Here is a 10,037-nt window from a genome sequence, read left to right on the forward strand (position 1 = left end):
TTGGGATGTGTCTGTGTTTATCTGCGGTTGAAAAAAGATGATTAAATCGAGGATTCCTGTGGCTTTGACTGTGGCTGGATCTGACAGTGGTGGCGGGGCCGGAATTCAGGCGGATTTGCGGACTTTTGCGTTTCACTGCGTGCACGGTACAAGTGCTTTGACTTGCGTGACGGCTCAAAATACTTTGGGGGTGATGCGAGTTGATGCTTTGTCTGCGGAGGCTGTGGCGGCTCAAATTGAGGCGGTGGTTGGGGATATTGGGGTGGATGCTGTGAAGACTGGGATGCTGCTGAATCGGGAAATTATGGTGGCGGTGGCTTCACAGGTTGAGGCTTTGGGAATAGGGAATTTGGTTGTCGATCCGGTGATGGTTTCACGATCGGGCGATCGATTGATTGATGAGGGGGCGATCGCATTTTTGCAGGATGTTTTGATTCCAATGGCTGCTGTCGTGACTCCGAATCGCTTTGAGGCGACTATTTTGAGCGGTTTGGAGATTGATTCTGTTGACGATATGCAAAAGGCGGCGGAGAGAATTCACAGTTTGGGTGCGAAAGCTGTTTTGGTAAAGGGCGGCGGGATGAAGGGGGATTTGCGGGGGATTGATGTTTGGTTTGACGGTACGCGGTTGGCTGTGTTGAAGACTGAAAATGTTGACACTGGGAATACTCACGGGACTGGTTGTACTTTGAGTGCTGCGATCGCTGCTAATTTGGCTTTGGAGAAAGATTTGTTTACAGCGGTAACATTGGCTAAGGATTATGTTACTAATGCTCTCAAATATGCTTTGGATATTGGGGAAGGCCAAGGGCCAGTAGGTCATTTTTTCCCGCTTTTACTGAAATAAGAAGTCATTGGTTATTGGTTATTGGTTATTTGTTATTTATTTGTTGCTCGCTTGGGCCTGCTAATAACCAATAACAACTGTCAACTGTCAACTGTCAACTGTCAACTGTCAACTGTCAACTGTCAACTGTCAACAATCAGTTAATTTCTTAATTTTTCAGGCGATAAAGCGATCGCCACCAAGTCTTCGATTTTCTTAATATTCGGATCGCCCGCTAAATAACCAATCCCTCGGTGCAAGTGCAGGCGAAATTGTTTGGCTAGAGTTTCTTTTTCTGTGCCTAAATTATCTTGGTGACAGCGCTGCTTGAGGGCGATTATCAAGATATCGGCCATGTCGCCGCCGAAGACATCCCAGCTTAATTCGACGTTGCTGTCGCTGGGAATTGGTACTGGGGATGGGATGCTGGGCTCGGCGAGCGATCGGCAAAATCCCCACCTGCATAGAATATTCCACTGATCGATTTTGGTCGATCGTTTCAGTTTTGATAGTTGGTCTTTGCCTGTTTGGGAAAGGCGGATGCGATCGACTGGTGGTTCCATATTTTTAACCCTGTGTTGGTAAGATTACTAATTGACTCAAACGCTTCATAATTTTGAGAACAGTGTACAAGTCATTACCCCGTCTGCGAATATCAAAGGGGTCAGACAAAGCATATAAGGGTACTTCTGCCTTCACCAATTTAACAAATATGAAGCTTCCTCCAGCATTAATAAGACCATAGCTGGGTTTATTTGGGTTAGGGTTACATAGCATATAAGCAAGGATTTGTGCAAGTCCTTCTTCAATAGAAAATCCAGCTTTTTTGGATTCGATAACCATCACCCAGAATTGGTCTTTTAATACTAAGGTATCCATCTTTCCTCGGATGATAGTTCCCTCATCTTCGCTGACAATTTCTACAGATGTTTCTGCTTTTACATAAAATGGGGCTAAGTAAAAATCTCCGATAAAAAGCATCGGATCTAGTACAGCCATCCGAATCACATTTTCTAGCAAAGGCGGGTAGTTTAGCAAGTTGATGTAACCTACTTTTACTTTGTCTAAAAGTTGCTTGTCTAAGTCAGTTAGTTCGGGAAGATCATCTTGCCATTCGCGAAAAAATTGCTCATCTTCAACTAACTGAATGCCAAATTGATCGATAAGATCGCGGAGGTTTACGGCTTGTGCTTGTAAGATGTTTACCATAGATTTCACCAAAAATAACCTTGTTCAACAGTGGTTTGGTGTTTGGCGGAGTCGTATTTGAGGAGGTAGCTGTGGGCGATCGCCTCTAATTCTTGCAGCTTATCATATTCTACTTTGCTAATTTCCGTGTCGGTAGAAAGCAGGATGACTTGGTGGCTGGCTGACGGGAAATAGCGTTCGACTAGGTTGTTTCTGTGGGAGGAGTCGAGGCGGCTTAGGGGAGTGTCGATCGCCACTGGCAATTGTCTCCCGGATACTCTGGCTAATCCCCACAAAAAGGCGATCGCCAGCAATTGTTTTTCCCCGGCAGAAAGTCGGTGTTTCGGTACCGGTTTGCCTTCTGGATCGTAAATGGAGAGGCTAAATGTTAGAGTGTCGATCGCAACTCTGTGTACGAGGTCGGTTTTGTGCAACAGGTAGCGGAAACAGTCGGTAATTTCTATTTCGAGTTTGTTGAGTTTCTTGAGAGTCAGTTTTTCTTTAAAGAGTTTCAGGGTAGCTTGGGCTTTGGCGATCGAAGCGATGACGTGTTGGCTGTTTCTGATAGTAATGTATTCGCTGCTGTAGTTTTCTAGTTCTTTTTGGTTTTTGGCTAATTCTCTCTCTAATTCATCGACGCGGCGGTTTGCTGATTCGCAGGCTGCGGCTGCGATAGCGACTGCTTTTTGGGCTTTTCTAACCTCTTCTTCTAGTTTTTCGTAGGCTTCGGGGGAAGCTGCGGCTGCGAGTTGTCTGTCTGTGAAGTCAATTTCTGATTCGATGTTTTTGATTTCTTCTATTTGTTCCGTGGCTAGAGTTTGCTGGGCTTTGATTTGGTAGCTAAGGAGGTTTTCTAGTTGCTGGATGCTGTTGTTGTCGGCGTTCATCCAGGGCGGAACGTCTGTTCCTGCTTGCTGTTCTAGTTCTTGGTTTTCTTGGCGGATGAAGTCTTGAATTTTATCTAGCTGTTGGGAATTTAACGAAATTTCTGCGATATAGTTGAGGAGGCGATCGCTTCTTTGTTTGATAACATTTTGGGCAATCTTTGCTTGCTGCTGGCTGGCTTCTGTTTCTGCTTGAATTTTTGCTTCACTTAGCAAGGGCGAAATTAAGGCTAGTGGTAGCGTATTTGATGCCAATTCCATCATGGCTTGACGGGTTTTGTCTGCCTGATTTCTGTAGTCGTTTAGCTGTCTGTCTAGTTGACTGCGATCGGCGGCAATTTTTCCGCCTTCATAAATAAATTTGTCTGATGCTTGTTGCTGATTTTTTTGAGCTTTCTCTAATTCGTTTTTCAAGCTAGCTTGTTCTTCTGTTGCTAATTCTTTCTTCTCGGTAATATCCTTAAAAGTTTCTTCGATTTTCTCTAAAGCAGCCAAGTCTTTTTTACCAGCAATTTCTTTCCGCTTGCGGCCGGCTAATATTTCTAAATCGACGGCGAGGCGTTCTGCTAATTCTAAACCTAAAAGAGATTTAATCGCCCCGACGACAAACTCCGGCGGTGTTTCGAGTTCTGCGAGTTCTTTTACTTGTTCGCCGTCAAACAAAAATAGGTTGGATATTCCGACTGGCAAAAGGGTTTCGATGTATTCGTCCCAGGTGTTAGTAATTGCTTTGTCTGACCACCAATCGCTGACTATTTCGCTGTATATGAGAATGCTTAAGTTGTCTTTAATATCTGGTTTTTTCCAATATCTAACTATTTTGAATTGAGTTAACTTGTCGTCTTGGACTTGTTCAAATGTTAGTTCGACTCGGGTTTCTTCTAATGGGGGAGTGTGGCGGTTGACGCATTGATTGATAAAGTCGCTGTAGCTTAAATTGCCTCTGGTGGAACATTGGGCGCGGCTACCGTAGAGGGCGAGGCGAATGGCGTCCATGAGGGTGGTTTTGCCGCCGCCATTCATGCCGCCAAATAAAATGACTGGGCAGGGATTTCCTTCTTTTTCGGGGCGGAGATTGATGGTTTGGGTGCCTGCGTAGGGGCCGAAGTTTTTGAGGACGAGTTCGAGGAATTGCATTGTAGATGTATATGTTGTTGGTTGGTGGGGGGGGGCGGTTAGCAACGGATTTGGTAGCGGATTTAACGGATGGGTTGTTAGTTGGTGGTGGTTATTGGCGAGGGATTTGGTAGCGGATTTAACGGATGGGTGGTTGGTGGGGGGCGATTAGCAACGGATTTAACGGATGGGTGGTTGGTGGGGGGCGATTAGCAACGGATTTAACGGATGGGTGGTTGGTGGGGGGCGGTTAGCAGCGGATTTAACGGATGGGTGGTTGGTGGGGGGCAATTAGCAGCGGATTTGGTAATCACCCACTAATCATCCGTTACATCCGTTACAAAATCCGTTGCTAATATTTCCCCCCCCTTGCTACCAATCAATCACATCGGTTGAATCTTCCTCCTGGTTCTGAGGTTTAATGCTGGGAGGTAAGGGGAGTTCCGCATCTGTTTCTTCATAGGTTCCTGAACTTCCTCTTGTCCAACCCCTGCCACTTGTTTTCGGCGTCCACAAGTATGGTTGAATGTGTTTCTGCCAACCTTGTACAGATTTTGGTGGGAGGATGCGGTGATATTCTAATTTGCTGCGTCCAAAGTTTATAAATAAACCTACTTGCGCTCCTGTAGCTGCTACGTAAGCTATTATTTGAGCTTTATCTTTATCGGTCATTGGATAATTCACGGCTTTATCCTCTACTACAATACCTTGATTCACCCAATGGTCTAGATAGAGGATTCCCATCCAAACTTCACCGTCGTAAATTTTTCTGGGATACTCCATTTCTGTTGTTAAACCGGATTCTATCATTTCTGCATCAAAGGCTCTTTGGTAATGTTTTTCTCTTAAACCTTTTTGCGTCCTCCGGTGTACTCTCATTGCACAGCCGATGATGCTGTATGTAAGATCCTGATGGGGAATATTAGGATTAATTATGGTCGTAAAAATTTTGTAATTTAAACGATGAGGGTTGGGTAATAATGAGGTTAGTTGACAGCCTATTGTATCCGATCGCTCGGCGGGTTGGCTGTCAACAAGTTTGGGTTTAACCGCAGGTTAGCGGGTGCTAATCGCTAGGTTTTTCCTCTTCTGAATTTGGCGGTGAAAATTTGATATCCGCCCAAGATAACTGCCGGCCTTGATTGCTGTTGCTTTCCAATTCTTCTTTAAGTTTGGCAATATCAACGGTATCGTTTTTTGCGGAACTGTTAGTTTGGGCGATCGCCTCCTTGACTTGCTGAATATTCAGGGCGGGATTTGCTTTAACAGCTTCCACCGCTGTTTTTAAATTGCGTTGATAGTGGGCGTTACCAATTGCTTCATCCTTCGATCGCGAACTCGTTTCAAAACATTTGTCCAAATCGCCGTAAATGCCAGTACGTCGGGGTTTTGTGTAGTATTGGCGTTCTGTATCAAGGAGTTTTGCCATCAATTCGAGGTGCATTTTGTCCTCGCTGCAAATATCTTCGATCACAGTCCATTCATCGCTACCGAGGAGTTTTCTTTCGGCGGCGGGACGAGAATCTGCAAAAGGTTCGCCGGTAACTTCTTCGTAAATCCGGGGTAAAGAGTCGTCGAATTCGTGCTTTTCTTCCAGCCAAATTCGGCGGATTTCGCTAAGTTCTTCTGGGGTAATTAAGGTGATGTCGCGCATTTCTAGAGGGGCGGTTTTGCGGATGTGGGTTTGTGCTTCCAAGACTCGTCTCAGCCAGTGTTCTCGCCAGAATTTGGTGTAGGGCCCTGGGATGGGTTCGACGGAGGTTGTGTCGTCGCCCATGTTGCGTTCAAACAGTTCTACTCTACCGTAGATGCGTCGGAAGTCTCTTTTTGGGCGATCGTTTTTAATGTCTAATTCGTTGCGAATATCGAGGAGAGGCTGCATCCATTCTTTTTCCTCATCGTTTTGAATCATTGCCTCCATAGATTTATCTTGGCTTACCATTGTGCAAACCCAGCAGCCAAAGCGAGAACTGCCGCAGCTAGGGGTAGAAGTATCGACAACTAAAGGACATTCATTGTCTGCTGTTGCACCTCGATACATGGTAAATAAATCTTTGTTGCTATTTTCCCAAGGATTAGCCCACTGATTTAGATAAATCCACACTTCATCCGTTCGCCAATCTTCTATCGGACTATAAATTAGGGAATTAGGCAGACTAGGACTCTGATAAAGTAGAGATTTAATGGAACTAGATTTATCATTTAGACGGTCACTCATGCGACCTATTTCATGTTTCTCCATTGAAACAGCGCGTTTAATACTTTCAGCTTTGCGAGTACCTAATATAAGAATTACTTCTCCATTGATTCTCACCATATCACGAACAAACCGATTAGAAGGAAGGATTTTAAGGCGTTCAGTACACCAGCGAAATCCATGTCTCGGTGCTGGGTAGCCTTTTCCCATCAAGTTTACCCAGAAAGTATCTTTGACATCTGGATAAAGCATATAAGGTTCTATTGGTAGCTGTTGCTCTATAGCAGCAGACTTCATCTGTTTTAATGACTGACGTACCCAAGTAGAAACTATCGGGTTTTCTACAAGTGTATCTGTTGTGATTACATAGATTTTTTTCGTTCTTTTTTCAGGTGGTAATTCGGCTATTGCATACCATATAAGCTGGACTACTGTAGTGCTGTCTTTTCCGCCGGAATATCCTAAAACCCAAGGTATATCATCTAAACAATATAACTCTTTAATTTCTTTACTTATTTTGGCGATTTCTCCCACTAACTCACTAAGGCTACGGGGTGGGAAAAGTGGTATTTGCATTGTTTCTGTCATGTCTTTAACCTCAGTTACTTCATTAAGCTCTAAATACATTCCGCCGATGCCATTCTAGCGATTCAAGTCTTGGTAAATCTTGGTCGGAAGTGGGCAGGAGAATAGTTTCACTATGAAAATCTTTCATACATCTGGCATTGGGGGATTCCTCTTCTAAGTCATTAGCGACGATAATTCTGTAATTATCATCTATAGCAAACCAACCCTGGTCAAAAGCCCAATGATGATTTTTGCACAATGATATCCCATTATTAATTTGATTATCATAAAACTTTGAAAATGGCTTAATATGTGAGCCATCTACAATATTTTGAGTTAGATTTCTGATAACTTTCAATCGACAAAATGCACACTTGTAATCATATGTATGTACTACTGCTTTCCTGAAAAAAGCATTTCTAACAGCAGATTTTGTTAAATAAAATCTCGGTTCTCCGTCAGAAACTTCGGCTGTAGCCGACATTTCTCTTTCTGTGTGACTAACATTTTCAAACTCTTGATTGACCTGCAAAATCTCTCCAATATCGTCTCTATTTGATGAAAACCATTTAGCAATCAGTGTATCTATTAATTCCGCTCTAGAATTTTGGTCTTGGAGTAAATCGAATAATTCATTATCCCAACTACCGTATTCTACAGCTTCTCTTAGCTTGTTAGTTGTTTTAGGCTTTGAACCGTTAAATCCCGATTTCAATGTTTTATGCCAGAATCCATCACCTTCCAAATGCCAAAATGGATAGTACAAACCACGATTGTGAGAGTCAGAACCTAAAATCTCCCAATACTTGTTAAATGTTTTAACCAAGGCGTCCGAAACATAAATTCGATTCTCCCTAATTATTCCTTGAGCAATTAGATCGATGATTGACAATAGTAATATTGGCTTATGATTAGCTTGGCCACGTTGGCGGGTATTATTTACATTAAGAGCTGCAAAACGTTGGCGATAGTATGCTAAGTTCTTATTTTCGGACTCTTCTCCTGTAGTCATTTCCTCCTCCCGCTATGATTAAATACAATCCCACCTAAAATTTTACACTCTTTTCAACAAAAAGTTAAGCACCACAAGGCACAACCATAACGCAGAAACTAGACAATTTAAGCAGTGTCAGCAGACTTAAAAGTAATTTTCTAGCCTAAACAGGAGATAATTATATCACTGTCCGCGTGCATCTGCGGTTCAAAAAATCATATCTCCCACCCCAAATCAAATATGTCCTACAGCGACTTCAAAACCATCGACCAAGCCGTCTCAATCCTGGATCTAACCGTTGAAGACATTCCCCACTTATTCAGCCAAATTCCCCCCCTCGCACCTTCAGAACGCCTCAAACAAACTCTTGACGAAGCTTTAGACTTAGCCTCAAGTATCAGCACGGACAAAGCTCGATCGGAATTAATCCTCACTCCCATTCTACTCGAAATACGGCGCACTTTTAATAACAAAATTGGCTATTTTTCTGGCAACACATTTAACGTAGAAGAGAGCAAAGGATTAACCGGGGCTTGTGACTTTCTCCTCAGCGCATCGAGCAATCAATCATTGGTGACTGCCCCAGTCTTGACATTGGTGGAAGCCAAAGACAACGATATTAGAATAGGATTGGGACAGTGTGCGGCTCAGATGGCAGCAGCTCAAATATTTAATGCCCGCAAAGGGCAAGAACAATCCGCAATTTATGGAGCAGTTTCAACGGGTACAAACTGGAAATTCCTAATTCTAGAAAATCAGTTGTTAAAAATTGATTTGACTGAATATTTTATTACTCAGCTAGACCAAATATTGGGCATTCTTGCAGAACCATTCAGACGCTATTTTAATTAGCCTATTTTTGGAGGTATTTTGGCGCTGCAATTACAAACGCAGGTGGCACGGGCGTCCCGCCTGTGCTGGATCTACGGGCGTCCCGCCTGTGCTGGATCTACGGTTTCCAAACCCAACCGCTTTTTCAAATAATCCCTCATCCAACTAACACTCGCCCTCGACTTAGAAATCCCCCCTTTCAACAAAATCCCACCCTCCCAATCAGGATTAGAAATCGACCAATCAACCTGCTGCAAAAGGCTCAAACGTTCCTCCCAACTCTCAGGAAAAACCGATCGCAAAGCCGCCCCAACTTCCCCCAAACTCTCAAGCACAACACTGTGACAGTGTACGCAATCCCGGCGCATTTCCGCCGCCACCACTTGCTTGTGCAGAACTAATTGCCAATCGGGAATAAAACTGCTAACCGCATTCCAATAACTAACCGCCAGTTGTATTTTTTGAGCGAGTTCTTCCTCTTTTTCCTCTTTTGTGGCGCGGTAACGAGAGGGTTTCGCGTGTTTGCTGGCATCAATATTAGACAGCAAAGCCATGATAGCACGATCGATCGCACTCAGCGTAAACAATTTGTGCGATCGCCCGTTCAAACTCCCCCTCTCCATCTCAGTCAAACACCGGAAAACCTCAACCTGCTTAACAACCGCCTTCACCACAAAAGCGCGATCGTCCCGGTGGTTGTAAAGTAGACTTAGCGACGCCTCCAAAGGAACTTGAAAACCGTTCAAATCAGCAAACATCTGCTGCGACTTTTCCAACCCAATATCGAGAAACAAAATCAGCGCCACCGTCTCATATCCCAACTGCGGATTTTCCCTTAAAGCCATCTCAAAAGCCGCGCGCCGATGCTGTCCGTCATTAATAGTAAACTTAGCATCCATCGGCACTCGCAAGCGACCGATTTTCCGTTCTTCGGCCTCATTTCCCACTGCTTCAAAAGTAATATCCGCATCAATCGAAGCAGCAATTGCCCCACAAGTATAATTTGTAGGATTCTTAACAAAATAATCAGCAATTTCGGGAATCCTAGCTTTGTTAAGCGCGCGTTTCGCCCGCATAGACGGCGGCAATTCTTCAGATTCAAAGGGAAACAATTTCGGCAAAAAACGCACCGGACACATCGACACGTAATATTCGCGGCCCGCTTGAATTCCCCGGATGACCGGCAAAATGTATTCAAAAGAAGGAGTAGACATATTTGAGAATGGGGCATTGGGAATGGGGCATTGGGCATTGGGCATGGGGCATGGGGCATTGGGCATTGGGCATGGGGCATGGGGCATTGGGCATTGGGCATGGGGCATGGGGCATGGGGCATTGGGCATTGGGAATGGGGCATTGGGCATGGGGCATGGGGCATGGGGCATGGGGCATGGGGCATGGGGCATGGGGCATGGGGCATGGGGCATGGGGCAT

At 44.4% G+C, this 10,037-nt stretch carries 9 protein-coding genes; 2 read left to right on the forward strand and 7 right to left on the reverse strand.

Annotated features, from left to right (window positions below):
- The first annotated feature begins 37 nt into the window (after positions 1-37).
- Positions 38-847: a bifunctional hydroxymethylpyrimidine kinase/phosphomethylpyrimidine kinase gene (gene thiD, locus QUA02_RS10025; RefSeq protein ID WP_333027134.1), complete on the forward strand. Its 810-nt coding sequence runs from the start codon at positions 38-40 to the stop codon at positions 845-847.
- 140 nt (positions 848-987) lie between these two features.
- On the opposite strand, the gene dndE is transcribed toward thiD, so the two are convergent.
- The 6 genes from dndE to QUA02_RS10055 form a co-directional block, all read right to left on the reverse strand.
- Entirely contained in the window at positions 988-1,389 is a 402-nt protein-coding gene (gene dndE / locus QUA02_RS10030; protein WP_190660605.1) for a DNA sulfur modification protein DndE, read from the reverse strand.
- 4 nt (positions 1,390-1,393) lie between these two features.
- Entirely contained in the window at positions 1,394-2,035 is a 642-nt protein-coding gene (locus QUA02_RS10035) for a restriction endonuclease subunit R (protein ID WP_333027136.1), read from the reverse strand.
- A 5-nt stretch (positions 2,036-2,040) separates the two neighbouring features.
- The gene (dndD, locus tag QUA02_RS10040; RefSeq protein WP_333027138.1) at positions 2,041-4,035 is read right to left on the reverse strand and encodes a DNA sulfur modification protein DndD; all 1,995 of its coding nucleotides are present in this window, start codon (positions 4,033-4,035) and stop codon (positions 2,041-2,043) included.
- Between the two features lie 351 nt (positions 4,036-4,386).
- On the reverse strand, positions 4,387-5,016 hold the full coding sequence (locus QUA02_RS10045) for a GxxExxY protein (protein WP_333027150.1): 630 nt from the start codon (positions 5,014-5,016) through the stop codon (positions 4,387-4,389).
- 64 nt (positions 5,017-5,080) lie between these two features.
- The gene (gene dndC, locus QUA02_RS10050; RefSeq protein ID WP_333027139.1) at positions 5,081-6,799 is read right to left on the reverse strand and encodes a DNA phosphorothioation system sulfurtransferase DndC; all 1,719 of its coding nucleotides are present in this window, start codon (positions 6,797-6,799) and stop codon (positions 5,081-5,083) included.
- A 22-nt stretch (positions 6,800-6,821) separates the two neighbouring features.
- On the reverse strand, positions 6,822-7,790 hold the full coding sequence (locus tag QUA02_RS10055; protein WP_333027141.1) for an HNH endonuclease: 969 nt from the start codon (positions 7,788-7,790) through the stop codon (positions 6,822-6,824).
- Between the two features lie 222 nt (positions 7,791-8,012).
- Here QUA02_RS10055 and QUA02_RS10060 point away from each other — a divergent pair, with 222 nt between their 5' ends.
- Positions 8,013-8,624 carry a hypothetical protein gene (locus tag QUA02_RS10060; RefSeq protein WP_333027143.1) on the forward strand — a complete coding sequence of 204 codons (612 nt, stop codon included), beginning with the start codon at positions 8,013-8,015 and terminating at the stop codon, positions 8,622-8,624.
- A gap of 71 nt (positions 8,625-8,695) precedes the next feature.
- On the opposite strand, the gene dndB is transcribed toward QUA02_RS10060, so the two are convergent.
- Positions 8,696-9,817 (reverse strand): DNA sulfur modification protein DndB, encoded by a 1,122-nt coding sequence (dndB, locus tag QUA02_RS10065; protein ID WP_333027144.1) that lies wholly within the window; start codon positions 9,815-9,817, stop codon positions 8,696-8,698.
- Positions 9,818-10,037: the final 220 nt, after the last annotated feature.

Source organism: Microcoleus pseudofavosus SVA1_A4, from assembly GCF_036700565.1.
Lineage (GTDB): Bacteria > Cyanobacteriota > Cyanobacteriia > Cyanobacteriales > Microcoleaceae > Microcoleus.

What these genes read in the sequence shown, in the direction of transcription:
- dndE (WP_190660605.1), bottom strand. Translation starts at nt 1,389, where the DNA reads ATGGAACCACCAGTCGATCGCATCCGCCTTTCCCAAACAGGCAAAGAC.
- dndC (WP_333027139.1), bottom strand. Translation starts at nt 6,799, where the DNA reads ATGACAGAAACAATGCAAATACCACTTTTCCCACCCCGTAGCCTTAGT.
- thiD (WP_333027134.1), top strand. Translation starts at nt 38, where the DNA reads ATGATTAAATCGAGGATTCCTGTGGCTTTGACTGTGGCTGGATCTGAC.
- dndB (WP_333027144.1), bottom strand. Translation starts at nt 9,817, where the DNA reads ATGTCTACTCCTTCTTTTGAATACATTTTGCCGGTCATCCGGGGAATT.
- QUA02_RS10035 (WP_333027136.1), bottom strand. Translation starts at nt 2,035, where the DNA reads ATGGTAAACATCTTACAAGCACAAGCCGTAAACCTCCGCGATCTTATC.
- dndD (WP_333027138.1), bottom strand. Translation starts at nt 4,035, where the DNA reads ATGCAATTCCTCGAACTCGTCCTCAAAAACTTCGGCCCCTACGCAGGC.
- QUA02_RS10055 (WP_333027141.1), bottom strand. Translation starts at nt 7,790, where the DNA reads ATGACTACAGGAGAAGAGTCCGAAAATAAGAACTTAGCATACTATCGC.
- QUA02_RS10060 (WP_333027143.1), top strand. Translation starts at nt 8,013, where the DNA reads ATGTCCTACAGCGACTTCAAAACCATCGACCAAGCCGTCTCAATCCTG.